This is a genomic window from Asinibacterium sp. OR53, assembly GCF_000515315.1.
GTDB lineage: Bacteria > Bacteroidota > Bacteroidia > Chitinophagales > Chitinophagaceae > Sediminibacterium.
In genome coordinates this window covers 1,318,775-1,344,969 of record NZ_KI911562.1, presented here as the reverse complement: position 1 = coordinate 1,344,969, position 26,195 = coordinate 1,318,775, and the positions used below count along the sequence as shown (strand labels likewise).

The 26,195-nt window shown below is 46.7% G+C and carries 23 protein-coding genes; 15 read left to right on the top strand and 8 right to left on the bottom strand.

Annotated features, from left to right (window positions below):
- Positions 1–3: 3 nt before the first annotated feature.
- The 6 genes from SEDOR53_RS0106050 (at position 4) to purH (ending at position 6,354) form a co-directional block, all read left to right on the top strand.
- Complete coding sequence (locus tag SEDOR53_RS0106050; RefSeq protein WP_026768917.1) at positions 4–909, top strand: DUF72 domain-containing protein; 906 nt, start codon at positions 4–6, stop codon at positions 907–909.
- 80 nt (positions 910–989) lie between these two features.
- Positions 990–1,568 carry an RNA polymerase sigma factor gene (locus tag SEDOR53_RS0106045; RefSeq protein WP_026768916.1) on the top strand — a complete coding sequence of 193 codons (579 nt, stop codon included), beginning with the start codon at positions 990–992 and terminating at the stop codon, positions 1,566–1,568.
- Between the two features lie 13 nt (positions 1,569–1,581).
- The gene (locus SEDOR53_RS0106040) at positions 1,582–1,911 is read left to right on the top strand and encodes a hypothetical protein (protein WP_026768915.1); all 330 of its coding nucleotides are present in this window, start codon (positions 1,582–1,584) and stop codon (positions 1,909–1,911) included.
- A 41-nt stretch (positions 1,912–1,952) separates the two neighbouring features.
- Positions 1,953–3,146, top strand: coding sequence for an ATP-grasp domain-containing protein (locus SEDOR53_RS17255; protein ID WP_232214727.1), 1,194 nt, complete (start codon positions 1,953–1,955; stop codon positions 3,144–3,146).
- Between the two features lie 50 nt (positions 3,147–3,196).
- A complete protein-coding gene (locus SEDOR53_RS17250) occupies positions 3,197–4,825 on the top strand; it encodes a ComEC/Rec2 family competence protein (RefSeq protein WP_051416518.1) in 1,629 nt (542 codons plus the stop codon).
- Positions 4,826–4,869: 44 nt separating this feature from the next.
- A complete protein-coding gene (gene purH, locus SEDOR53_RS0106025; protein WP_026768914.1) occupies positions 4,870–6,354 on the top strand; it encodes a bifunctional phosphoribosylaminoimidazolecarboxamide formyltransferase/IMP cyclohydrolase in 1,485 nt (494 codons plus the stop codon).
- On the opposite strand, the gene SEDOR53_RS0106020 is transcribed toward purH, so the two are convergent.
- The 6 genes from SEDOR53_RS0106020 to mutY form a co-directional block, all read right to left on the bottom strand.
- Entirely contained in the window at positions 6,351–7,730 is a 1,380-nt protein-coding gene (locus SEDOR53_RS0106020; RefSeq protein ID WP_026768913.1) for a LutB/LldF family L-lactate oxidation iron-sulfur protein, read from the bottom strand. The two genes, purH and SEDOR53_RS0106020, sit on opposite strands and share 4 nt — an antisense overlap.
- A 29-nt stretch (positions 7,731–7,759) precedes the next feature.
- Positions 7,760–8,341 carry a DUF3109 family protein gene (locus SEDOR53_RS0106015; protein ID WP_026768912.1) on the bottom strand — a complete coding sequence of 194 codons (582 nt, stop codon included), beginning with the start codon at positions 8,339–8,341 and terminating at the stop codon, positions 7,760–7,762.
- A gap of 13 nt (positions 8,342–8,354) precedes the next feature.
- The gene (locus SEDOR53_RS0106010; protein ID WP_037360671.1) at positions 8,355–8,969 is read right to left on the bottom strand and encodes a hypothetical protein; all 615 of its coding nucleotides are present in this window, start codon (positions 8,967–8,969) and stop codon (positions 8,355–8,357) included.
- A 1-nt stretch (position 8,970) separates the two neighbouring features.
- On the bottom strand, positions 8,971–10,299 hold the full coding sequence (gene gldE / locus SEDOR53_RS0106005; RefSeq protein ID WP_026768910.1) for a gliding motility-associated protein GldE: 1,329 nt from the start codon (positions 10,297–10,299) through the stop codon (positions 8,971–8,973).
- An 82-nt stretch (positions 10,300–10,381) separates the two neighbouring features.
- Complete coding sequence (locus tag SEDOR53_RS0106000; protein WP_026768909.1) at positions 10,382–10,810, bottom strand: single-stranded DNA-binding protein; 429 nt, start codon at positions 10,808–10,810, stop codon at positions 10,382–10,384.
- A gap of 84 nt (positions 10,811–10,894) precedes the next feature.
- Complete coding sequence (gene mutY / locus SEDOR53_RS0105995) at positions 10,895–11,941, bottom strand: A/G-specific adenine glycosylase (protein ID WP_232214726.1); 1,047 nt, start codon at positions 11,939–11,941, stop codon at positions 10,895–10,897.
- Positions 11,942–12,135: 194 nt separating this feature from the next.
- On the opposite strand from mutY, the gene SEDOR53_RS0105990 reads away from it, so the two are divergent.
- From SEDOR53_RS0105990 to SEDOR53_RS0105955, 8 genes are all read left to right on the top strand, one after another.
- A complete protein-coding gene (locus tag SEDOR53_RS0105990; RefSeq protein WP_026768907.1) occupies positions 12,136–12,426 on the top strand; it encodes an HU family DNA-binding protein in 291 nt (96 codons plus the stop codon).
- A gap of 22 nt (positions 12,427–12,448) precedes the next feature.
- Positions 12,449–13,297, top strand: a complete 849-nt coding sequence (locus SEDOR53_RS0105985) for a tetratricopeptide repeat protein (RefSeq protein ID WP_157576717.1) — start codon at positions 12,449–12,451, stop codon at positions 13,295–13,297.
- 346 nt (positions 13,298–13,643) lie between these two features.
- Positions 13,644–15,194: an Rne/Rng family ribonuclease gene (locus SEDOR53_RS0105980; protein ID WP_026768905.1), complete on the top strand. Its 1,551-nt coding sequence runs from the start codon at positions 13,644–13,646 to the stop codon at positions 15,192–15,194.
- A gap of 620 nt (positions 15,195–15,814) precedes the next feature.
- Positions 15,815–17,185 carry a DNA repair protein RadA gene (gene radA / locus SEDOR53_RS0105975; protein WP_026768904.1) on the top strand — a complete coding sequence of 457 codons (1,371 nt, stop codon included), beginning with the start codon at positions 15,815–15,817 and terminating at the stop codon, positions 17,183–17,185.
- 53 nt (positions 17,186–17,238) lie between these two features.
- Complete coding sequence (locus SEDOR53_RS0105970; RefSeq protein ID WP_037360669.1) at positions 17,239–17,940, top strand: ComF family protein; 702 nt, start codon at positions 17,239–17,241, stop codon at positions 17,938–17,940.
- A 74-nt stretch (positions 17,941–18,014) separates the two neighbouring features.
- Complete coding sequence (locus SEDOR53_RS0105965; RefSeq protein WP_026768902.1) at positions 18,015–18,548, top strand: glutathione peroxidase; 534 nt, start codon at positions 18,015–18,017, stop codon at positions 18,546–18,548.
- 27 nt (positions 18,549–18,575) lie between these two features.
- Positions 18,576–19,775: a DNA polymerase III subunit delta' gene (locus tag SEDOR53_RS0105960; protein WP_026768901.1), complete on the top strand. Its 1,200-nt coding sequence runs from the start codon at positions 18,576–18,578 to the stop codon at positions 19,773–19,775.
- A gap of 247 nt (positions 19,776–20,022) precedes the next feature.
- Positions 20,023–21,405 (top strand): regulatory iron-sulfur-containing complex subunit RicT, encoded by a 1,383-nt coding sequence (locus tag SEDOR53_RS0105955; protein WP_026768900.1) that lies wholly within the window; start codon positions 20,023–20,025, stop codon positions 21,403–21,405.
- On the opposite strand, the gene SEDOR53_RS0105950 is transcribed toward SEDOR53_RS0105955, so the two are convergent.
- On the bottom strand, positions 21,402–23,129 hold the full coding sequence (locus SEDOR53_RS0105950) for a M3 family oligoendopeptidase (RefSeq protein ID WP_026768899.1): 1,728 nt from the start codon (positions 23,127–23,129) through the stop codon (positions 21,402–21,404). The two genes, SEDOR53_RS0105955 and SEDOR53_RS0105950, sit on opposite strands and share 4 nt — an antisense overlap.
- Before the next feature lie 93 nt (positions 23,130–23,222).
- On the opposite strand from SEDOR53_RS0105950, the gene mutL reads away from it, so the two are divergent.
- Entirely contained in the window at positions 23,223–25,034 is a 1,812-nt protein-coding gene (gene mutL / locus SEDOR53_RS0105945) for a DNA mismatch repair endonuclease MutL (RefSeq protein WP_026768898.1), read from the top strand.
- A gap of 9 nt (positions 25,035–25,043) precedes the next feature.
- Here mutL and SEDOR53_RS0105940 read toward each other — a convergent pair whose 3' ends face one another.
- Positions 25,044–26,177 (bottom strand): arginase family protein, encoded by a 1,134-nt coding sequence (locus SEDOR53_RS0105940; RefSeq protein ID WP_026768897.1) that lies wholly within the window; start codon positions 26,175–26,177, stop codon positions 25,044–25,046.
- Positions 26,178–26,195: the final 18 nt, after the last annotated feature.

Genomic DNA, 26,195 nt, shown 5'->3' with positions numbered 1-26,195 from the left:
ATTATGGAATTTGGACGCGTGCCGGTAGCAGAACTCGAGTCGATTCATTTTGCATTGCCGCCAGAACCAGAAGAGAACCTGCATGTACTGGGCGGACAAAGAGCTGCTAGTCCTAAATTGTACTTAGGCTGCGCCAAATGGGGAAGAAAAGAATGGATTGGCAAGATCTATCCCCAAAAAACAAAAGAGAAGGATTTTCTTGAGCACTATGTAAATCATTACAACTGTATTGAACTCAACGCCACACATTATAAAGTATACGACGAAGCAACCATTGGCAAATGGGCTGCCAAAGCAGCAGGAAGAGATTTTCTGTTTTGTCCGAAAATGTACCAGGGCGTTACTCACTATGGCAACCTGCAGGGAAAAGAACTCATCACCACCGAATTCCTGAAAGGGCTCATGGCTTTCGGAGAACACCTGGGTCCCATTTTTGTGCAGGTCAGCGACGCTTTCTCTCCAGGCAGGAAAAAAGAATTATTCGATTTTCTCCAATCCCTTCCTGCAGACCTGCAGTTTTTCCTGGAAGTGCGCCATCCCTCCTGGTTCGGTGATGCTGCCATCCGAAAAGAACTATTCGGTTTTCTAACGGAACGGAAACTGGGCGCTGTGATCACAGACACGAGCGGACGAAGAGATTGCGCGCACATGCAACTGACCATCCCAAAAGCTTTTATTCGTTATGTAGGCAACAGCCTGCACCCGACCGACTATACACGTATCGACGAATGGATTGCCCGCATACAATATTGGATCGACCAGGGCCTGGAAGAATTGTATTTTTTCATGCACATGCATGATGAAGCTTTTTCTCCCGAACTCACCGTTTACCTGGTAGACCGTCTGAATGCCGCTTGTGGCCTTAACCTCCTGAAGCCTAGTTTTCTTCCACCACAAACACTTTTCTAAATAGTTTCATTGCAGGTCTACGATCAACATTTCTTCCTACTTTTAAAATATCAGCACCTCCTCCCCGTCTACCTCTCTAAATGGATAAGGCGCTGACGATAGTAGCAGACATGAGCGGACCCCGCAAGAACAATATTACCGAGGTCATCAACACGTATAGTAAGCGATTGATGGCTTTCATACGCAAACGTGTGGGCAATGAAGCCGATGCGGAAGATATCCTGCAGGATGTTTTTTACCAGTTATTGGGTAATACCAAACCCATCGAACAACTTACGGCCTGGCTCTTTACTGTTACCCGGAACAAGATCACCGACCGCAACCGGAAGAAAAAGCCCGAGTTACTCGAAGACTTGTATACAGGTGGCTCAGACGAAACGGAGTTCGACTGGACCAACCTTTTTTTCGACGAACGCAATTCTCCCGAAACGGATTATCTCCGCTCGCTTTTTTGGGAAACGCTCTACGCAGCACTGAATGAACTACCCGCTTCCCAACGCGATGTATTCATACTGAACGAAATCGAAGGAGTACCATTCAAAGAGATCGCAGAGCAGACAGGGGAAACTATCAACACCCTCATCAGCCGGAAGCGCTATGCGGTCCTGCATCTGAGGGAAAGACTGCTTACACTTAAAAACGAATTATTATATCATTAGTAAACGAATTGAAATGAACAAAAAATTCTGGATAAAGAAAATCCTGGGATGTATCGTAATTGCTCTCTTTATAGCCAGCCTCCTGGGATATGTGGTCATGGAATTGTGGAATCATGTACTGGTGGGCATCGTAGCCGTTCCGGTCATCGATTTCTGGCAGGCGATCGGGCTCCTGGTATTATCAAAAATCCTCTTCGGGGGCATCAAGGGCCGCTGGGGCGGTCCGGGATGCGGCGGCAATGGCGGCTGGAAATCCGAACTGCGCGAGAAATGGCACAATATGAGTCCCGAAGAAAGGGAAAAACTCAAGCAGGAATGGCGAGAGCGCTGTAAGAGATGGTAATCTCCCCTCATTTCCCTAATTTTGCGCAATCTTTCGCAAAAATGAATCCTAGACTTAATTCCAACGAATCAATCCCTTCCTCCAGGAAAAAGATCATTGTTTTAGGCAGCGGCCCCAACAGGATCGGGCAGGGCATTGAGTTCGACTACTGTTGTGTGCATGGTTTACTGGCCATCAAAGAGTGCGGTTACGAAGCCATTATGGTCAATTGTAACCCCGAAACGGTATCTACCGATTTCGATATGGCCGACAAACTGTACTTCGAGCCCGTATTCTGGGAACATTTGTGGGAAATCATTGAGCTGGAGCAGCCCGAAGGCGTGATCGTACAGCTGGGTGGTCAAACTGCCCTCAAGCTGGCCAAACGCCTGCACGAGAAAGGCATCAGGATCATCGGCACTTCTTTCGACAGTATGGATATTGCCGAAGACCGTGGACGTTTCAGTGATCTGTTGAAAGAACTCGATATTCCTTACCCTCAATATGGTACCGCCTACACTGCTGAAGAAGCCATTGAAGTGGCCAATAAAGTTGGATACCCGGTGCTGGTTCGTCCGAGTTATGTACTGGGCGGACAAAGAATGCGCATCGTGATCAATGATGATGAAGTGGAACAGGCTGTGATCAGCCTCGTGAAACATTTACCAGGCAATAAGATCCTGATCGACCATTTCCTCGACCGTTGCCAGGAAGCTGAAGTAGACGCCATTTTCGATGGTGAAAACTTCCACATCATGGGGGTGATGGAACATATTGAGCCCGCAGGTATCCACAGCGGCGACAGCAATGCCGTTCTTCCTGCGTTTAACCTCACTCCGATGGTAGTAGCTACCATGGAATATTACAGTGAAAAAATTGCACGGGCGCTCAGCATCAAAGGCCTCATCAACATCCAATTTGCCATCAAAGACGGCAAAGTATTTGTGATCGAAGCCAACCCCAGGGCCTCCCGCACCACGCCTTTCATTGCCAAAGCTTACCAGATCCCTTACCTGAACATCGCTACCAAAGTGATGCTGGGCGCAGCCAAACTCACCGAATTCCAGATGGACAAGAGGCTTGATGGTTATGCCATTAAAGAGCCTGTGTTCAGTTTTGAAAAATTCCCCGGTGTAAACAAAGAGCTGGGACCTGAAATGAAAAGTACCGGAGAAGCCATCCGTTTCATCAAAGACCTCAGAGATCCATACTTTCGCACCTTGTACAAGGAAAGAAGTATGAACCTGAGTAAATAAGCACATCCATACTCCGTTCTGTCCGAAGTATCCCGTAGTATGTTCGCTTTATGAAGCGATATGGAATAGCTGCGTGGAAACAGTACCCTTTTATCCGCCTGTTGATAGCCTTCATCACAGGTATCCTCATACAGGATATTTTTCATCCAACATGGATGGTAGCTGGTTTGCTGGCTGCAACAGGGGCATGTCTTTTCCTCTTTTACCAGTTCTTGCCTATTATAAAAAAATTCCGTTTCAGAAAAGCAGCAGGTATCGCTGTTCACTTACTGATACTGAGTGCGGGTATGACCAGTTTATACTTGCATGAATGGCAAAACCGGCCAGACTGGCTGGGTAACCACTATCATCCGGGCGATACGCTAATAGCCGTATTACAAGAGCCCCTCGTTGAAAAACGCCGATCGTTAAAAGCGCTTGCCACCATCACACATATACAACAACCAGGCGCTGAAAAAGTCAACCGTTGGAAAAAAGTACAGGGCGATGTATTGCTGTATTTTAAAAAGGAAGACCTGCACCATGGGCTCGTTTACGGATCACAACTGTTGCTGTACAAACCCTTGCAGCCAATTACCAATGATGCACGAACAGGTTTCGATTATCGCAAATATTGTGCAAGCCTGGGCATTCATTACCAGGCATTCCTCTCTTCGCATAATTACGAATTACTCAACGACACATTAGCGGAACCCATTACCAGCATGCTGTTCAGGGTAAGGGATTTTGTCATTCATACATTTCGCACTTATATCAACGGTCACACAGAAGCGGGTGTAGCGGAAGCCTTACTGATCGGCTACCGGAATGACCTGGATAAAGAGCTGATGCAGTCTTACAGCAATACCGGTGTGGTACATATCATTGCCATCAGTGGCATGCACCTGGGTATGATCTACGGTCTGCTGGCATTCCTGTTGAAACCTTTACGTGCTGTTCCGGCTATTGGCAGGATAGCGCCCCTGCTGGTTTTCTGTACCCTGTGGGGGTTCAGTCTGCTCGCCGGTGCAGGTGCTTCTATCCTTCGTTCGGCCGTTACTTTTTCCTTCATTCTTCTAGGCGATCTGATGGGCAAAAAAGGGCATTCCCTGAATTCACTCGCAGCTTCCGCATTCTGCCTGCTCATATACAATCCATTCTTTTTGTGGGATATCGGCTTTCAGCTTTCCTATGGCGCCGTGCTGGGCATTTTGTTATTCTTGCAGCCATTGTATAAAAGCATTCATTTCGAAAACAAACTACTCGACCAGTTGTGGAAACTGCATGCGATTACACTGGCAGCACAGATACTGACTTTTCCGCTGCTGCTCTATCATTTTCACCAGTTTCCTTCTCTTTTCCTGTTCTCCAATTTCTTTGCGGTGCCTTTATCCGGATTGATCCTCTACGGATGCCTGTTATTATTGTTAGTTGCCCCTTTACCCGTGCCGGCTTCCTGCACTGGTAAAATTATTTGCTGGCTCATCTTCCAATTGAACACATTGATCACCCGTACCGACAACATTCCTTTTGCTGTCATACACAACCTGAACCCCGGTCTCGGGCAAACGATTGTTTTATATGGATGTATCGCCGCACTGGCCTGGTGGCTGATGCATAAAAAGCCACAGGCCCTGCTCTGGGCAGTGGTTTGCGTGGTTTTATTACCACTCTTTCGCCTGTTAAGCCTTGTACTCTGAACAGCAGACATTACCTTTGCACCTCCTTTTAAGACCCTACCACCATGCAAAAGAACATTCAATCTGCACTGATCTCAGTTTTTTACAAAGACGGACTGGAACCCATTGCTAAAAATCTTCATGAATTAGGTATCACCATTTATTCTACCGGTGGCACCCAAAAATTCCTGGAAGACCTGGGTATTCCCTGCGTGGCGGTAGAGAGCCTCACAACTTACCCCTCAATACTGGGTGGCAGGGTGAAAACCCTTCACCCCGCGGTTTTTGGCGGTATCCTTGGCAGAAGAAGTGAAGCACAGGATCTGCAGGAAATGAAAGAGTACAAGATTCCTGAGATCGACCTGGTGATTGTAGACCTCTATCCTTTCGAAGAAACCCTGCGGAATACTTCGGAAGAAAAAGCCATCATTGAAAAGATCGATATAGGCGGACCTTCCATGATCCGCGCGGCTGCCAAAAATTTCAGAGACCTGGTAGTGATCGCAGCCAAAGAAGACTATACTGCATTGGAAAAACTGCTTGTTGAACAAAAAGGAGCTACCACCCTCGAGCAGCGCAGGGCTTTTGCCGCCAAAGCATTTGAAGTGGTGATGCACTACGATATTGCCATCAGCAATTATTTCAACCCGGGTCACACACAATCCCTGCGTTACGGCGAGAACCCCCACCAGCAGGCCGTTTTCCGTGGTAACCTGGAACAATTGTTTACGCAACTAAACGGAAAAGAACTTTCTTATAATAACCTGGTAGATGTAGATGCAGCCGTACAACTTATCCAGGAATTTTCTGAAACCACTTTTGCCATCATCAAGCATACCAATGTATGCGGTATTGCAGCGAGGCCTACAGTGAAAGCCAGCTGGGACGCTGCATTGGCAGGAGATCCTGAAAGCGCTTTCGGCGGTGTATTGGTTTGCAACGGCACCATCGACAAAGCAACCGCTGAAGCCATCAATGAAATATTCTTTGAAGTATTGATCGCACCAGCATTCGATGCCGATGCACTGGAGATACTGAAAAGTAAGAAGAACAGGATCCTGTTGGTACTGAATGCACAGCGTCCTGCACTCAAAACACCTGCCAAATCATTGCTGAACGGCACACTGGAGCAGGGTGCCGATATAGGCAATTACAGCAAATGGGAAGAAGTGGGCGGCCGCGAAACAACGGCTTCAGAAAAAGAGAACCTGTCTTTTGCCAACCTGGTGTGCAAGCACCTGAAGAGCAATGCCATTGCATTGGTGAAAGATAAACAGTTAGTAGGTAAAGGTTGCGGACAAACCAGCCGTATCGATGCCCTGCGTCATGCGCTTGAAAAAGCGAAACAATTCAACTTCGATTTGAAAGGCGCAGTACTGGCTTCTGATGCATTTTTCCCTTTCAATGATTGCGTACAGATCGCGCACGCTGCAGGTATAGAAGCATTCATTCAACCCGGTGGTTCTGTGAGAGACAAAGACAGTATTGCTTATTGCGTGGAACACAAATTGTCCATGGTAATGACAGGCATGCGGCATTTCAGGCACTAAGCCTTGGCATTTTTTTCCTGCCACATTTGATTGAATGTTTTCTGGCTGAAATCAAGTTCACTGCGATGGGCTGTCCATCCTTTGAATACTTTGTTCACCACCCAGTTCTTGATCCTGCCATTGCCCATATTCATCATATTCCTGCTGAGGCTCGCGGCTTTCCATGCCTTCCAGGCCAGCCGTTCAGCAATGGAACTCGTGCCCTGCAATACTGCTTCGTGCCGGGTCTCCAATAACAGTTCATGCAGGTTGATGCGCACCGGGCACACTTCGGTGCAATTGCCGCAAAGAGAAGAAGCATAGCTCAGGTGCTTGTATTCATCCATGCCCTTCAAATAAGGCGTAATCACTTTTCCTATGGGGCCGCTGTAAGTAGTTTCATACGCATGGCCGCCGATATTCTTATAAACCGGACAAGCATTCAAACAGGCGCCGCAACGTATGCAATACAAAGCTTCTCTTGTTTTGGGATTGGCCAGCAGGTTGGTACGGCCGTTGTCGAGCAGTATTACGAACATTTCTTCGGGTCCGTCTGTTTCATTAGCCTGCCTTGGGCCCATAACAAGGCTGTTGTAAACCGTTACCTGTTGCCCTGTTCCATAAGTAGCCAGCAAGGGCCAGAACAAGGCAATATCTTCTAAAGAAGGAATCACTTTTTCAATGCCTACAATCACAATATGTGTTTTGGGCCAAGCACAACTGAGCCTTGCATTACCTTCATTCTCTGTTACCGCTATTCCGCCAACATCGGCAACAATGAAATTTGCACCGGTTACACCTATCTCTGCCTGCACATATTTTTCACGGAGTTTATTACGTGCGATGATCGTTAGTTCTTCCGGACTCAATCCCGGTGCCGTTCCCAGCTTATCTGCAAATACCCTGGCCACGTCTTCCTTGCTTTTGTGCATGGCCGGTGTTACAATATGATAAGGAGGTTCTCCATCCAACTGCTGAATGTATTCGCCCAGGTCGGTTTCCACGCTTTCAATGCCCTTCGATTCCAGGAAACGGTTCAGGTGTATTTCCTCCGTTACCATACTCTTGCTCTTCACCAACGTCTTGCAGTTCTTTTCTTTGCAGATGGTACCAACAGCATCCAATGCCTGCTCTGCATTTTCGGCCCAGATAATTTTAGCGCCCCGGGCCGTTATTTTCTTTTCAAATTCTTCGAGGTATTGATCGAGGTGTTCTATTGCTTCCCACTTTGCATTCTTCGCCCTTTCCCTTGCCAGCATTACATTGTCGAATTGCTTCTTTCCCTGTGGCACCACCGCATTATACCGGCTGATGTTGAAATTGATCTTGCGCCTGTGATCCAGGTCGGCCGCCTTAACGGAGCTTTTGGCAAGGAATGATTCGGCGTTTTCTTTCATCCGTTCTAGTTTATTACGTAAGCGTTGGGTTATTTATGCAGGTGCTCGGCCAAAGCGCAAAGCGCTTCATAAAATTCTTCCCCGTATTTTCTGATCAGCGAATCTTTCAAAAAAACATACACAGGCACTTTCAATTTCTTACCCAGTGCACAAGCGGCCTGACATAAATCTTCACGCGGTTGGTAATTCAAATATTCCACATCGGGATCGCGTTTGCTCTTTTGTATTTTGATGGGGAAGAGGTGACAGCTCAGCGGCTTTTTCCAATCCAGTTTACCATCATTATATGCCTGTTCAATAGCGCACTTGATGATACCCTGTTGATCGCGGTAGCCATAAGCGCAGATGCCACTGTTGACAGTAGGCGTAACCCAACCAAATTCTTTATCGAAAAGATATTTTCCCTGTCTTTCTACTTCCCTGATCCCTTCCTCTGTCATATAGGGCTTGATCGCTTCATAATATTCCTTTAGCTTTTCTAATTCCCATTTTTCCATCGGAGCGCCGGCATCTCCATCTTCACAACAACCACCTTTGCACTTGTTGAGGTCGCACACAAACTGCTCCTCCAGCACTTCATCGCTGATCAATTTATTATCGATTGCTAACATACTGTAAAGATAACTAATTGCCTGCAGCTCTGCCAGACTTCCACCGGAAGGTATTGATGAGGTGCTTCATATCGTCTACCAGGAAACGGTTCACAATACCCAGCGAGTCGGCATTGGGCGCGGCATCGAAATAAAGTGCTCCACGCAGGAAATGCCGGGTAGAGTCGGTAAGGAAAAACTGGTTGGCAGTAGCCACATTCCCGCCTACCGTAAAAAACACGCCATGTACCCCATTGGGAGTAACCAGCACCGAATCGTCTATAGAATAGGCTTTGGATGCATGTTTTTCGGTCAGCACATACGCATGCTTGATCAGGGTATCGAATTTGTTTTTTCCAATCTCTTTGTAGCTGATGTATATCCGGCCGTGGAATTGCGGAAAATCCACATTGATCCACCAGGGGTTCTCGTCATTGGGCTTACCAAAGAAAGTGGTATCCTTCACTACCTGTGCATACACAGGATATTCAAATGAATACGGGTAACCGGGCTGGTCGAACAATTGGTAAGCTCTTTGGGGGAAATCGATCCGGAAATAGCCGGCGGGTTTTGGGGTGAATGTGCTGTTACAAGCCATTACAAAACAGATCATTACTACAGACAGCAACACAGATTGAACTACTTTCATCTCAATATACTTCCTCGCGCGGGTTAATGGATACTTTAATTTTCTGCAACCTGTTCTTCGCTACTTCCAGTACCGTGAAAATAAAATCGCCGCTACTCACCACCTGGTTAGGCTGCGGAATTTCTCCGGCCAGTTCCAGTACCAGTCCCGCCAGCGAATCGCTCTCCCCTTTCACCTGGTCGAAAGTATCGGTCTGCAGTTCCATGATCTTGCATACATCGTTGATCATGGTACGTCCTTCGAAAATATAATTATTGTCGTCGATCTTTTTATAGCCGCTGTCTTCTTCATCGAACTCATCCTTGATCTCTCCAATCACTTCTTCCAGTATGTCTTCCAGGGTAATGATGCCGCTGGTGCCGCCGAACTCATCAACTACTACTGCAAAATGGATGCGCTTTGCCTGGAATTCCTGCAACAGGTCTTCAATCAGTTTTTGCTCATGCACAAAATACGGTGGTCTGAGCAGGGTATGCCAATTGTAATTATCCGGTTCATCCAGGTGGGCTATCAGGTCTTTGGTGTGGATCATACCCGCTACATCGTCGAGGTCTTCTTTGTAAACAGGTATCCGGCTGTAGTGCAGGTCGCGCACGGTGGCAATCAATTCCCCAAATGATATATCGTGATCAACACCATGCACATCCATCCGTGTACGCATCACCTGCTTCACCGTTATGTTGCCGAATTGCACGATGCCCTTGAGTATGTTCTTTTCATTTTCCGAAGCGGTATTGTCTGTCGTGAGATCGATGGCATGATCCAGTTCCTGCAGGCTGTAAGCGCCGTTGGAATGCTTTGCCAGTTTCCTTTCAATGATATCTGAATATTTTACCAGGCCTTTACTCAGACCCGCGAATGCATACGATACGCCCTGCACGATAGTAGCGGAGTCTTTGGCAAAACGGATATTGTTTTGCGTAGCCAGCACCTTTGGCATCACTTCTCCAAATAAAAGCAGAATGAACGAAACCGCCACTACTTTAATCAGGAATTCCACCCACACTGCATCGAATTTCTCAAAGTTGAACATGTCATCGATGAGCAGGTTGGAAATAATGATAATGGCGATATTGATGAAACTGTTGGCAATGAGCATGGACGCCAATAATGTTTTGGGTTGCTCCAACAGATCAACGATGCGCTGGTAAGGCGGCTGCTGCTTGGATTTGAGCAGGTTGATGTCTTTGTAAGTAAGGGAAAAGAAAGCTACTTCCGATCCCGACAACACAAAAGAAAGGAACAGCAACACGAATAATATCATTACCAATACCGTTGTTCCCTGCGCCTGTATGGCAGACAACAAATAGGGCTGGAATGAAAAGTTCAAAACCGAGTGATGATCCAAAGCAGGTGTAATTAATTTAAGAATGGGGTCATGTTACGGGCAAAAATATCATTTATGTTGTATATCAAAAAGGCAGGGTCTCGCCAGGGTCTGCCGAAGGCGGCGGGATATCGTCGGCATTATATCCTTCAATCGGATCTCCATGCCCTCCATGCGCATCGCCTCGTTTGTCTAACATGATCAGGTTATCACCCACCACTTCCGTGGCAAATTTTTTATTCCCCTCTTTGTCTTCCCAACTGCGTGTACGCAAACGCCCTTCTACATAAATAAGGCTTCCTTTGTGAAGGTATTTCTGCGCCAACTCAGCCAGTCCGCGCCATAATACCACAGTATGCCACTCCGTTTGCGAGATCAGTTTGCCCGCCCGGTCTTTATAAGTTTCCGTTGTTGCTAAGGGAAATTTGGCTACCGCGATATTACCTTCCAGGTATTGTACATCAGGATCTTTGCCCAGGTTTCCAATCAACATCACTCTGTTAACACCTCTCATACGATGGATTTTTAGTTCGTCGCAGGTTATATTACTCTTAAAAATAACATTTTTTGCGCAAGAAAAGAACAGGCGTGAAAAAATTTAAGAGCGTATTGAGGTATGTTCTTCCAGGTATTGTGTGATGAAACGGGGAAAAGGAAGTTCTTTCAACCGGTTTTTTGGCTGCCACTGGTATGACTTCAGGAAATCGGGCCGATTGGAAAGTTTCAGCTGTATGAATTGCCCCCTGATCTGCTGGTGTGTTAGCTGCTGTGTTTGAACAGATGAAATATTTACCAATGATGCATCTACGATGCCATACTGGTCATGCAGCCATTCCATCACTTTTTTATCGCTCCATTCGCAGGCAGCTTCTGTTTCCAACAGGTAAAATTCAAAAAGACCTTGCCAGATATCGCGTTGATTTCGTTGGTTCACCAACCAGTTGCCCCTGTGTTCGAATATGAAATAATAGAACCATCTGTGCTTGCGTTGTAATGTCTTTTCCTTGACTGGCAAGCGGTTCACGTTACCACTAAGAAAAGCCGCACAGTCTTTCCGCGCAGGACAATCGATGCATGCAGGTGCCATAGGCTTGCATACGGTAGCGCCAAAATCCATGATGGCCTGGTTGAACAGCGCCGGATATTGTCTATCGAGCACTTCATCCGCCAAACCGGTGAACAGTTTTTTTCCCGGCAGGCTATCGATGGCGGTGTCGAGTCCGAAAAAGCGCGACAGCACGCGGAACACATTGCCATCTACCACGGCATAAGGCTGATTATAAGCGAAAGAAGCAATGGCTGCAGCGGTATACGGACCAACGCCCTTCAAGCTCAGCAGGGTTTCATAGTCACGCGGAAATAAGCCTTTGTATTCTTTCAAGATCCGGCGGGCAGTGAGCAGGAGATTGCGACAACGGCTGTAATAACCGAGTCCTTCCCAAAGTTTAAGCACTTCCTGGTCGGGCGCCGCAGCCAGTTGTTGTATGGTGGGATAGTGCTGGATGAAACGGTTATAATAAGCCAGCCCTTGTTCTACCCGGGTTTGTTGTAATATGATCTCACTGAGCCATATCTTGTAAGGATCCTTTTCGCCCTTCCATGGCATCTGCCGGCTGTTATGCAGCCGGTGCCATTTCATGAGCATATTTGAAAATTTTTGCTTCATGCCTGGAGGCAAATATGCGATAAAACGGCAGAACAAGTAAAAACTGTTCCACTTCACCGGGGTGAACCGTTTATCTATCAATCAATAACGTCTATAATTTTTACGCCATCTTACTTGCAAATACCAGATTTTTTGACTTATTTTAAGTTAAATAGCAAAAAACCCCCTCCGCAATGCGTAAGTCAGACCTTATCAACCAGATATCGGAAAAAACCGGTATTCCGAAAGTAGATGTATTGGTAACCCTTGAAACCATGTTCAAAGAGGTGAAAGAAAGCCTTTCCAACGGGCAGAATATTTATATCCGTGGTTTTGGCAGTTTCATTACCAAAAAGCGTGCGGCTAAGATCGGACGCAACATCAAAAAGAATACAGCGGTTGAAATTCCTGAGCATTATGTACCGGCTTTCAAGCCTGCGAAAGAATTTGTGAATGAAGTAAAAAGCAAGCACAAGCCGGAGTAACTTTGCAGAAATTTATCGATAAGTGAAAAAGCAGCAATGGTTACTGATCAGTAGTGCATTATTAGCATTCATTCTATTATTTAGTTTTGGTATAACCGTACCCCCGCATAAACAGCCCGCCACAGCAGTTGCAGCTAATGCTGCTTCCGCTCCATCTATCCGGTTCGAAACTTTATTGGCGAAAGCCAAGGAACACATCAGTCCTGCACAGGCCGAACGCCTTACCCGGCTTGAAAACGCCGTAGTTAGAGGCGATATAAAAGATCAGCAAATACATGTTTACCACCAACTGGCCAGGTTCTGGAGCGACTCGGCCCGGGTATTCGAACCCTATGCTTATTATACCGGCGAAGCAGCGAAGTTGGAAAATTCTGAAAAAAGCCTCACCTTTGCCGCCCATCTGTTTTTAGATAACCTGATGGCAGAAACGAACCCGGCCATGCAAAACTGGCTGGCGACGAATGCAAAAGTTCTTTTAGAGAAAGCCCTCGCCATCAATCCGGCCAATGATTCCAGCCGGATTGGACTGGGTGCCTGTTATATGTTCGGCAATATTTCCGACAACCCCATGCAAGGTATTTTACCGGTGCGTGAGATCGTTGCGAAACATCCCGACAACCTGTACGGGCAAATGATATTGGGTCTGGGAGGCAAGAAAAGCGGCCAGTACGATAAAGCCATTGAAAGGTTCAAGATCGTAGTGGAACACCAGCCCAATAACCTGGAAGCGATTTTTCACCTGGCCGAATGTTACGACCTGCATGGTGAAAAAGCAAATGCCATCCAGTGGTATGAGGTGGCCAAAAAGCTGATCCGGATACCGGAAGCAAAGGCTGAAATTGATAAGAGAATTCTTGAACTGAAGAAATAGAAATTTAATTGTTTAACTGTATAAAATTACTTTGAGTATGCCTTGTGGTAAGAAGAGAAAGCGTCATAAAATTGCGACCCACAAACGTAAAAAGCGCCTTAGAAAAAACCGTCATAAGAAGAAGAACAAATAATTCGTTTCTTCTTTCTGACCATGATATAAACGCGATCCAGGCAAAGCCGGGGTCGCGTTTAACACTAATCTGACATAAGCCACTTCCTTTCTTCACTGTGCAACTTTTCCTTATCCTTCCCTTTTCCGGTGGCAGATTTCACAGATTCAAGTGTGGTTTATTTGCTGTATGATCATACCGGCGAGTGATTTTGTATTTAAAAGTTGCTGTTCTGTGAACAAAGAATTAATCATTAATGCTGCTCCTGCAGGCGTGGAAATCGCATTCCTGGAAGATAAAAAACTGGTGGAGCTGCACAACGAAAAAGCCGACGCTAATTTTGCCGTGGGCGACCTGTACCTGGGGAAGGTGAAAAAACTAATCCCGGGTCTCAATGCCGCCTTCGTGGATGTTGGCTTCGAAAAAGATGCATTCCTGCATTATACCGATCTGAGTCCTTATGCCCGTTCCATTATCAAGTTCACCCAACTGGCTATGAACAACAAAGAGGAGAATGGGTTCGATTTTTCCAAATTCCAACCGGAAGCAGAGATCGTTAAAACGGGAAAGATCAACGAAGTGTTGAATGGCAAGCCCAATGTGCTTGTGCAGATACTGAAAGAACCCATTGCTGCTAAAGGCCCTCGTCTGAGCTGTGAGATATCATTGCCCGGCCGCTTTGTGGTTGTGACGCCTTTCAATGAGATCGTAGCCGTATCTAAAAAGATCCATTCGGCTGAAGAAAGAAAAAGACTGCACAAGATCGTGGAAGCCATCCGGCCAAAGAATTTCGGTGTGATCGTGCGCACTGCTGCCGAAGGCAAGAGCACCGCCGAATTACACCAGGATATGCTGGCGCTTACAGAAACCTGGAAAACCATTCAGAAGAACCTGAAAGGAGCCGCCGCCCCCGTAAGGATCATGAGCGAAGAAAACAAGACTACCAGTATACTGCGTGACTTGTTGAGCGCTGATTTCAATAAGATCGTTGTCAACGATAAAAATCTTTTCGGCGTTACCCAGAGTTATATACAACGCATTGCGCCCGACAAAACAGATATCGTTTCCTTATACAACAACGGGCTCCCCATCTTTGACCAGTATGGTGTAACCAAACAGGTAAAATCTTCTTTTGGTAAAACAGTCAACCTGCCCAGCGGCGCTTACCTCATCATCGAGCATACGGAAGCGCTGCACGTGATAGACGTAAACAGCGGCTACAAGAGTGTGAGCAATAACCAGGAAGACAATGCCCTGGGCACTAACCTCGAAGCTGCTGAAGAGATTGCAAGACAGTTGAGGCTGCGCGATATCGGTGGCATCATCGTGGTGGATTTCATTGATATGAAACTGCCCGATAACAAGAAGAAAGTACAGGAAGCGGTAGAATCATTCATGAAGACCGACAGGGCCAAACATTCGGTATTACCCATTTCCAAATTCGGACTGCTGCAGATCACCCGTCAGCGCATGCGCCCGGAAGTGAACATCAATACGGCCGAGGTTTGTCCGGTTTGCCACGGAACCGGCAAGATCACTTCCACCCTTTTGCTGGAAGATGAGATCGAAAAGCGTTTGCACTACCTGGTTACACACGCGCATAACAACCTTACCCTGGTGGTGAATCCGATCGTTTATTCGCACCTGACCAAAGGCTTCTTCAATTCTATTCTGAAGAAATGGAAACGGAAATTCAAGGTGAAGCTGAAAGCGCAGGCCAATACCAGCTATCAACTCATCGAATTCAGGTTCTTTGATGAAAGGGATGAGGAGATCAAGTTCTAAAGCCCATATTTTTTTAATTAATTTTTAATATTTTTTTAACATTTGTGATGGATGCCGGCCAGCGGCATCCATCACTTGCTTTTAGCGCTGCCGATTCCAGCATGGGGACGTATTTTTTACCATGAATTCAATGACTGAAAAATCATCATTCATAATAATATTATAAATAATTTTATTGCATATAAAGCCTTAAGCGTTACCTGGCACTTCTATATACATTAAATTTTATCAAATGCATATTTCATCCTGGAACCCTTTCCCCATAGGCGTTTTGGCCCACCAAAGTGTAAAAAATACCTAACAAAAAATTAATCCCGGGACACCCTTTCGGGGGGCATTTAATTTATGCACAAGGGCAAAAAATAATTTTGCAATGTGGCCTGTTTTTGTAATTTAGTGGCAGAATTTAATGGGTTAGTAAGTAAACAGGGTCGGCAGTAATGCTGACCCTTTTACATATCCTTAAGCAGGTCTGCAACGTTTTTTCCTTCCATTTATTTCGATTGCCTGTTTTGATCATTTTTAATGATTATGGTAGCAGTTCAATCATCGCATATCAAAGCATGAAATGTATCAACGATTCATGTCATTTTATTCTAGCTGTTTACCTTTAGCCTCTTATGAGTAAAATTAAAACGGCTTTTTTCTGCAGCAATTGCGGTTATGAAAGTGCAAAATGGTTGGGCAAATGTCCGGGCTGTGCACAATGGAATACGTTTACTGAAGAAGTATTGCAAAAGGGCGGGCAACAGGAAGTGAAATGGGATGGTTATCATCCAGAAAAAAAAGGTTCCAGGGTTATTGCATTGGAAGCGGTAAGCGCCGGTGAAGAAAAAAGAATCGTTACCAAAGATCCTGAACTGAATCGTGTGCTGGGTGGAGGTATTGTTCCCGGCAGCCTGGTATTGGTAGCAGGTGAACCTGGTATTGGTAAGAGTACCTTGTTTTTACAAAACGGATTATTAGCCAATGAACTCGTAGTATTATATATCAGCGGAGAAGAAAGCGAACAGCAGGTGAAGATGCGTGCCGATCGACTGAAGATTGTCAATCCTAATTTTTATTTACTCACTGAAACCGCTACACAGACCATTTTCCAGGAAATCAAAAAACTGAAACCGCAACTTGTCATCGTTGATTCGATACAAACCCTTCAATCCAATCTCATCGACTCATCGGCGGGCAGCGTATCGCAGATCCGCGAATGTGCAGCTGAATTCCATCGCTTTGCCAAAGAAACAGGCACACCTGTTTTCCTTATCGGTCATATTACCAAGGACGGTGCCATTGCCGGTCCGAAAATACTGGAACACATGGTAGATACCGTGTTGCAGTTCGAAGGCGACCGCCATTATGTGTACCGCATCCTCCGTACGTTGAAGAACCGTTTCGGCAGTACAGCTGAACTGGGCATTTATGAAATGACGGGTGAAGGCATGCGCACGGTATCCAATCCTTCTGAAATACTCATTGCCCAGCGTGAAGAGCAGTTGAGCGGCAGCGCCATTGCTGCAACGATCGAAGGTATGCGGCCTTTGCTGGTAGAGGTGCAGGCACTTGTAACACAAAGCGTATATGGCACACCACAAAGAACAGTAACAGGTTTTGATTTACGCAGGTTGCAGTTATTACTCGCCGTGCTGGAAAAAAGAGGCGGCTTCCAGTTTGGTATGAAAGATGTTTTTGTAAACATCGCCGGCGGCATCAAGGTAGAAGACCCTTCACTTGACCTGGCCGTGATCTGCGCACTGCTTTCTTCTTATGAAGACATACCCCTTCCGCAGCATATCTGTTTTGCGGGAGAAGTAGGGTTGAATGGTGAGATCAGGGCCGTAAACAGGATCGAGCAACGCATAGCAGAAGCAGAGAAACTCGGCTTTGAAAAGATCATCGTTTCGCAGTACAACAGAAAAAGTTTCAACCCGAAATCATTCAGGATCGAGATCACTCCGTTAGGCAGGGTAGATGAAGTATATCGCCAGCTGTTTTAAATTCTCGGCAAATACCTGTTCGCACATCACTGCATGCCGCTTATTTTGGATGCATGATCGCTTTACTGAAATCCATTGCGGCGGACTTCGGTCATCTTTTTTTCCCGCATAATTGCGAAGGATGCGGTACCGATATCCTTGAGCACAACAACCTGTTGTGCAGTAAATGCCTGTTGCAATTACCGGGAACAAATTTCTTCCCCCTGCAAGGCAATCCTGTTGAAAAGATCTTTTATGGCCGTCTGCCGGTAATACAGGCCGGGGCCGCCTATTATTTCACCAAACATTCACTCCTGCAACACCTGCTGGTGCAACTCAAATACAAACAACAACGCGAGCTGGGTTATTTTTTTGGCAGGATGATGGGAAGAATGCTGGAAGCCAGCGGCAGGTTTGAAACGATAGACCTGCTGATACCTGTTCCCCTTAACAGAAAAAAAGAATACCACAGGGGATATAACCAGGCACAACTCATCTGTGAAGGAATTGCTACTGTATGGAACAAACCTTTGTTGGCGCATGCCCTCAGTAGAACAAAATTCACTGATACCCAAACGCATCAGACGAGGCTTAGCCGCTGGCAGAATATGGAAAATGTATTTGCCATCAACGATCTGTCATCCCTTCAAAACAAACACATATTACTCATTGATGATGTGATCACTACCGGCGCTACACTGGAAGCCTGTGGAGCCGCACTGCTAAAAGCTGGCAATGTGCACGTTAGCATTGGAGCTGTGGCGTATACTATCTGATAATCGCCCATTTATCAAATTGGGCATCTGTATTTCCTGTAATCATGCTAACTTTAGTACTTAAATAGTTACCCATGAAATACCTCATGACATTTGCCATTGCCGCTTTGTTGAGTGCATTCACCCTGCCAAGCGGTCCGAGCATACACCAGTTCAAAGTAAAATCCATTGAAGGAGGTGTGATTGATTTTGCCAAATTCAAAGGCAAGAAAATACTGGTGGTAAATACAGCTTCCAAATGTGGTTTCACTCCTCAATATGAGGCGCTGGAGAAAGTATATGAAACATACAAAGACAAACTGGTGATCGTTGGCTTCCCGGCCAATAATTTCGGCTCACAGGAGCCGGGCAGCAATGAAGAGATACAACAGTTCTGTAAAGCAAGATTCGGTGTAACTTTTCCCCTGGCCAGTAAGGTTAGTGTGAAAGGAGATGATACGGCACCCATTTACAAATGGCTTACCAGCAAAGACCAGAATGGCGTGCTGGATGCAACCATCGCCTGGAACTTCAACAAATTTTTGTTGGATGAAGACGGAAAAATGATCGCTTATTTCCCCAGCAAAGTAAAGCCCGACGATGAGGAAATACTGAAGTACCTGAAATAGGTCTTTCAGTATTACTTTTGCTCCTTCATGCAATTCAAAGACGTTATAGGCCAGTCTGCCACGAAGCAGCACCTGGTAGAAATGGTAGAGCAGAACAGGCTCAGTCATGCACTGCTTTTTCTAGGGCGTGAAGGCAGTGGAACACTACCCCTTGCATTGGCATTTGCACAATATGTGGTGAGTCAGCCCGTGGCATCTCCCGAAGTGGCCGATCTGTTCGGCGGATTTACCGCACTGGAATCGAAACCCTCTTTTTTAACTCCGGAACAGGTTGTTGGAGCATCTGCATTTCAGCGGGCAGAGCAACTGATCCACCCCGATCTTCATTTCTCATACCCGGTGATCCCCAGGAAAAGCGGCGATAAACCCGTCAGCACCGATTATATCAGTGAATGGCGCGAATTCATCACACAATTCCCTTATGGCAACGTGTATGACTGGCTCCAGTTCATCGGCGCTGAGAACAAGCAAGGTAATATCACGGCCGATGAATGCAACGACATTATTCGCAAGCTGAGCCTGAAAAGTTTCGAAAGTGAATACAAAGTGCTGGTACTGTGGATGCCTGAATACCTGGGTAAGGAAGGCAATAAACTGCTGAAGCTGATAGAAGAACCACCTCCCAATACTTTATTCATACTGGTAGCCGAGAACGATGAGCAGATATTGCCCACGATCCTCAGTCGCTGTCAGTTGGTGAAGATCCCCTCGCTCGAAAACAACGAGGTGGAACAAGCCCTGGTAGAAAGGGCCCAGGCCAATGTTGAAACGGCCCGCCAGATCGCCGGCATTTGTGAAGGCAATTACCGCGAGGCCCTCCAGTTGTTGCAGCATTCCGATGAGGACTGGCAGAGCCTGCTGCGCGACTGGCTGAATGCCACCCTGAAAGGCGGTCCCCTTGCCCAGGTGAAGTTTACAGAAGAAGTGAGTAAGCTGGGAAGGGAGAAACAGAAACAGTTTCTGCGTTATTTTAACCACCTGCTGGAACTGAGCGTCCGCATCAAGGTACTGGGTGCCGGGCAACTGATGATGGGCGATAATGAGCGGGACTTTGCCCTCCGCCTCAATAAGATCGCTTCGGTAAGCCAGCAGCAAGCCATTATTGAGGAGCTCGACAGGGCCGCTTATTATATTGAGCGGAATGCCAATGCTAAAATGCTGTTCCAGGCCCTTACCATCAAACTATACCACATCATTCAGAACAAAACCCTAATTTTGAATAATTGAGGATTCGCCCTAAGCGGATCCGGAGAGAGTGAAACTGTAGGGGGTAACAGAATGTACAACGCTTATCACTATAATTTGAAAGCATTGATGCTATGCAAGGTTGCAAAAATGACATATCGTCCTGATCGCTGTACAACGGAAATCCGAATGTACCATAAGTGACAGAACAGCAGCCACGCGCAGTACTGTAGTCCCCACACAAGCCATCCTCTCCTAAACAAGTCGTTAACCTATTAACCTATATCGAATGGGATGTGGATCTTGTGGAACCGCTACTGGCGGTGGTAAGCCGGGGGGATGTAAAAGCAATGGGGGTTGCAGCACAGGCGGCTGTAACCGGATGAATGTACATGATTGGCTGATGAACCTCCCTTTCAGCGATCCCGAAAGCAATTGCAAGGTGATCGAAATAAGCTTTAAACAGGGCAGCCGGAAAGAGTTTTTCCGCAATACCACTTTACAGTTTTTCGAGAAGGGCGATTATGTGTCGGTAGAAGGAGTAGGCGGATTTGATGTAGGAGAAGTGAGCCTTACCGGGGAGTTGGTACGCCTGCAGTTGAAAAAGAAAGGGGTGGATGAACAGAACCCCGAAATGAAAAAAATACTTCGCCGCGCTTCTGAAAGAGATATAGAGACTTTTAAAATAAGTAAGGGCCGCGAAAAAGAAATTCTGGCCCGCAGCCGCGCCATAGCCAAACAGTTGAACCTGCAAATGAAGCTGAGTGAAGTGGAAATACAGGCCGATGGCAAAAAAGGTACTTTCTTTTATACCGCCGACGACCGCGTTGATTTCCGTGAATTAATCAAAATATACGCCGGCGATTTTAAAGTAAAAGTAGAGATGCGCCAGATCGGCATCCGCCAGGAAGCCGCCAAAGTAGGTGGAATAGGTAGTTGCGGCCGCGAGCTCTGTTGCAGCACCTGGCTCAACGATTTCAAAAGCGTTAATACCACTGCAGCGCGTTACCAGAACCTTTCCATCAACCAAACCAAATTAAGCGGACAATGCGGCCGTTTGAAATGTTGCCTGAATTACGAGTTGGATACTTATCTCGATGCATTACAGCATTTTCCCGATTATGCTGATTCTCTTGAAACTGTTATGGGTACCGCCCAACTGGTGAAGAAAGATATCTTCAAAAACCTCATGTGGTATGCCCTGCCCAACAATACCAAACATTATCCTTTGACCATCCAGCGCGTGAAAGAGATCAAGCGAATGAATCAACAAGGTCAAAAGGCAGAGGAATTACAGGCAGTAGAAATATCGGGTAATAAGCAGAAAGAAACAGAGACTGCTTTTGTGGAACTGGTTGGACAGATCAGCCTCCGTACCCTGGAAAAGAACGACCGTCGCCGCCGCGACCAACAAAGGAATCAGCAACGGCAGCAACAGGAAGGCCGGAATGGCGGACAGCAAAAAGGGCCCAGGCAACAAGGAGGTCAAGGTCAAAGACCTCAGGCGCAAGGCGGGCAGCAAAACCAAAACCGTCCTCCTCAACAAGGCAATCAAGCTGGTCAGCGGCCACAACAAAAACAGCGGCCTCAGGGCGGACAACCCAACCGCAGCGGTGGCGGGCAGGGACAAAAACCTCCGCAAAACCCGAACCAGCAGCCGCCTAAACCTTAATCCCCGATCAGCTCAGCCATTTGCTTTGCCGTGAACTCCATCAATGTTTTGATGTGTGCAGGTGAAAGATCGAATTTCAAACCTGCGGCAGCATATAATTCAGGCAGGGTACGGGTTCCACCCAGGCTCAGTGCATGGATATAATGCTGCAAAGCCTGCTGTGGGTTTTGCTGGTATTGCATCCACAAACCAATAGCTCCTAACTGCGCAATTCCGTATTCGATATAATAGAAAGGTACTTCAAACAAATGCAATTGTCTTTGCCAGCCGATCTGCCGGAAATGGTCGAGCCCGGTATAATCAATACTTTTTGCAGAAAACTCTTTCAGTATTTCCATCCATTTGGCGGTTCTTTCTTCTACCGTATGTGTTGGATTTTCGTACACCCAATGCTGGAATTTATCAATGATGGCAATCCATGGGAAAATGGTAATGGTTCTTTCCAACTGGTGTTCTTTTGCACGAACCAGGTCTTCTTCTTTATCAAAGAAAGCCTGCCAGTGGTCCATGGTGAACAACTCCATCGACATGCTTGCCACTTCTGCAATCTCCATGGGATATTCTTTGAATGCGCTCAGCTCCAGGTGATGGGCCAGGAAAGAATGTACAGCATGTCCACCTTCGTGCACCATCGTCGTTACATCGCTCATTTGTCCGGCTGCATTCATAAAGATAAAAGGGGCGCCGCTCTCTGCCAGCGGACAGTTATACCCGCCGGGTGCTTTTCCCTTCCTGCTTTCAAGATCGAAATGGTGCATCTCGTTCATCTTTCTCAAACAGTTGGCAAAAAAAGGATTCAATGCTTCAAAGCAAGCCACTGATTTTTCATAGAGGTCTTTCCCATCTGCAAAGGGCTTCAACGGCATTACACCATCGGGCTCTGCTTCCGTATCCCAGGGACGCAGCGTATCGAGTCCGAGCTTTTGCTTCTTCCTTTCGTAGATCTTTTCAATTAAGGGCAACACGTGCAGTTTCACAGCTTCATGGAACTGAAAACAATCTTCTTTGGTATAATCAAAGCGGCCCAGTTCAACAAACTTATAATCGCGATAGTTTGCAAAACCTGCATTCAGCGCTACCTGGTGGCGTTTGGCTATCAGCCCGGAATAAAGCGCGTGCATGGCGTCTTTATCTTGCAGCCGCCGGTCTTGTATCTTTCTGTAAACTGTTTCGCGCAGCTCGCGGTCGTGGCTTTCCAGAAATTTCGCAGCCTGTTGCAGTGTATATTCCTGTCCGTTTACTTCCACCGTCATTTTACCTGCGATAGCACCATACTGTTGTTGCATCACGCTCAGTTCGGCCTGTATGGGTATATTGGCTTCTCGAAAAAGGTCAATGCTTTTCTTTACGCTCCTCAGGTAAGTAAAATATTTCTGTTGGTCCAGCGCTGTGGTAAAGGGACAATCGATCAGTTTCCTGTTGAGCTTATCGCTGTATGGTTGCAGTTTCGGTTGTATCTCCATACAGAAATAAGTAAATGCCTCTTCCAGCGCGGGGTCGGTCGTATCGCAGGTCATGCGTATCTGGCGCCAGCAGGCGTCTTCGCTTACTACTGCTTCCAGCTCACTGATATCTTTCAACCAATGCTCCAACGCTTCCTTTGTAGAAAGGGGACGGTTGACCAATTCTACAAAAAAGGGTTCCAGTGTTTCCCAGGTAGTTACTTTAAAATCGGCCGGAACAAAATGCCTTTCCAGCTTCCTGATATCCGCGCTTACATTCATTTCTTTGGATTTTGAATGGCAAAATTAGTTGAATGGGGCTGCGGATAAGCAGGGAGAGTAGTATTTTTACAAACTTTATCAAACAGGAGTTTTGTGGCTGATATCATACAGTTGTTGCCCGATAATATTGCCAACCAGATAGCGGCTGGAGAAGTGATCCAGCGTCCGGGCAGTGCAGTGAAGGAATTATTGGAAAATGCGGTGGACGCCGGCGCCACTGAGATCCGCCTCCTGGTGGCCGATGCCGGTAAAGCGCTGGTGCAGGTAATAGACAATGGGAAGGGCATGAGTCCCGCCGATGCGCGCATGGCTTTCGAGCGCCACGCCACCAGCAAGATCCGCGAGATCGACGACCTGTTCCGCATCAAAACCATGGGTTTCCGCGGCGAAGCGCTGGCATCCATTGCCGCCGTTGCGCAGGTAGAGATCAAGACACGCAGGCAGGAAGATGAGCTGGGTACTTTTGTAGAAATAGAGAACAGCCTGGTGATCAAACAGGAGCCCTGCTCTACCCAGGCTGGAACCAATATCAGCATGAAGAATCTTTTCTTCAATGTGCCTGCCCGCAGAAATTTCCTGAAAAGCAATGCGGCGGAACTGCGGCATATCATAGACGAATTCATTCGCGTAGCGATGGCTTTTCCCCATATCTTTTTTTCACTCACCAGCAACGGCCAGGAAGTATTCCACCTGGAACCGGGCAGCCTCAAACAACGCATCGTACAGGTATTGGGCAATCAATACAATGCAAAGCTGGTAAGTGTTTCAGAGCAGACCGATTACATGAACATTTACGGTTTTGTGGGCAAACCGGAAACAGCACGCAAGACGCGTGGCGACCAGTACTTCTTTGTCAACAACCGCTTCATCAAAAGCGCTTACCTCAACCATGCGGTTAATACGGCTTTTGAAGGATTGATCGCCAAAGACAGTTTTCCTGGTTATGTTATTTATATCGAGCTTGATCCTGCTCAGGTAGATATCAACGTGCATCCTACCAAGCAGGAGATCAAGTTCGAAGACGAAAAGATCATTTATGCTTTTGTACAGGCCGCTGTTAAACACGCGCTGGCACAGTTCAGCATCGCTCCTTCACTTGATTTTACCCTGAACCAGGAGATACAACAGCTCGATGCCGTGAGCAAGCCCTTCACGACCGATCAAAAAGATGCGGCTGTTTCTTCCAGTCTCTACAGGACTTTCACGCAGAAGAACCAGGCGCATTTTATTGAAAAAGAAAACAAAAGTGAACTGAAAGCGTGGAAAGAATTTTTCATTCAACCTGCCCAACCTGTTACTGCACCTGTTATTGAAGAACCTAAAAAATGGGTGGTAATACCTGATACGCCTTTGTTGCAATTGCACAACACGTATATCATTGCTTCTACCCTCAGCGGTTTTATCCTGGTGCACCAGCAACTGGCACATGAACGGATATTGTACGACCGTTACAGCACGGCAGCACACAGCAACAAAATACCCACACAAAAAAGCCTGTTCCCCGTTACATTAGAATTACCAGCAGCTGATGCCGCACTGTTGCAGGATCTCCTGTCCGATCTGCAAAGCATCGGCTACGAGGTAGAACCCTTTGGCAACAATAGTTTTGTGATACAGGGCATTCCGGCAGATATAGTGCCCGGCAATGAAAAGCATGCCATTGAACTGCTCATAGAACAGTTCAAACATTTCAGCAGCGATATCAAATTCAGTAAACGTGAGAAACTGGTGCGATGCATGGCCAGACAACAAGCCATCAAAGCCGGTCAGTCTCTATCACAACAAGAGATGCTCGCATTAGTGGAAGAACTGTTTGCCTGCAGCAGTCCGAATGCAACGCCTACAGGCAGTCCCACTTTCCTGGAATTCAAGGAAGATTATCTCGACAGGATGTTCGGAAAATAATCGCGCCTATCAACTTCTTTCAGCAGCACGAAGCCATCTTTCAGGAATATCATTGTTACCGGCAGTAAGGTAATCGCGGTAACTGCAAGCCACATACTGTCCGTCGTGCAATTGCATCCACCAGCGGCCTGTGCGTTTGCTTTGCAGGAACACCGTTTCCACTTCTGCAAAAGCCATAGTGAATTCATTGAACTCAGTCCTTTCGGTGAGCATGGCCTCTTTTTTGCCTTTGCTGATACCATCCATCAGGTACCAAAGCATGTGTGATATCTGCTTCGCCGTGAGTTGCTGCACGTCCTGGGAGGTTACATAACCATAGATGCCAATGCTGTTACAGATATGGCTCATACCTGCATATTGCATGAGCGTACAGGCTTCTTCTCCATTGAATCCATTCGGACTGAGGTAGTTGGCCGGTGCATGCGAATGTTGTATAGCAGCGATATCGAAGCTGAACAGCTCGCTGTTGCGGATCGAAGGTTCCATCTCTTCGATATGTTCTTTCACTTTTCCAACGCGGTAACAATCGAAGCGTAATTTATCAATCGTTTCCAGCATCTGCGGATGCAGGAAATAGCTTTGAAAACCAATATGCGTGTAATGCCGCAGATGATTAGGTGTGCCTGTAAACAAGTCTACCAGAAAATGATCGGCGGGTAATACGCTCTCCATATCAAGGTCCATCCGCGCATCCACACATACCGTATCGATGATCCTGTTCAGCGGCCCGTACGCAGCATATTGTGCCATGGTGAGGTCGTGCGACCCGCCCAGTATCACTACTTTTTTGTTCAGGGCAATCAGCTCGTTCACTACCATGCGCAGGGCGGCGTAACTGTCCTGCAAACTGGCCCCGCATTTTACGTTGCCTATATCTGCCACATTCACATCGGTATGCCAGTGAAACAGTTTATAATATTCATTACGAATGGCATCGGGTGCGTCTGTATGGGTGAACTGGATACCGGCTCCCCTCATTTCTCCGCAGCCAACGAGTACGAGATCTGCATTGTCGATATCGGGGAACACTTCATCGTATACTGCTATATGTCTACCCAGTTGGGTATCTCTGAACCCTTCATCATTGGAAAGTTGTGCAATACTTACAGGCTCCAGGAAATCTATGATCGTTTGCAATGACATTGTCAGGTTCGGTTTGTG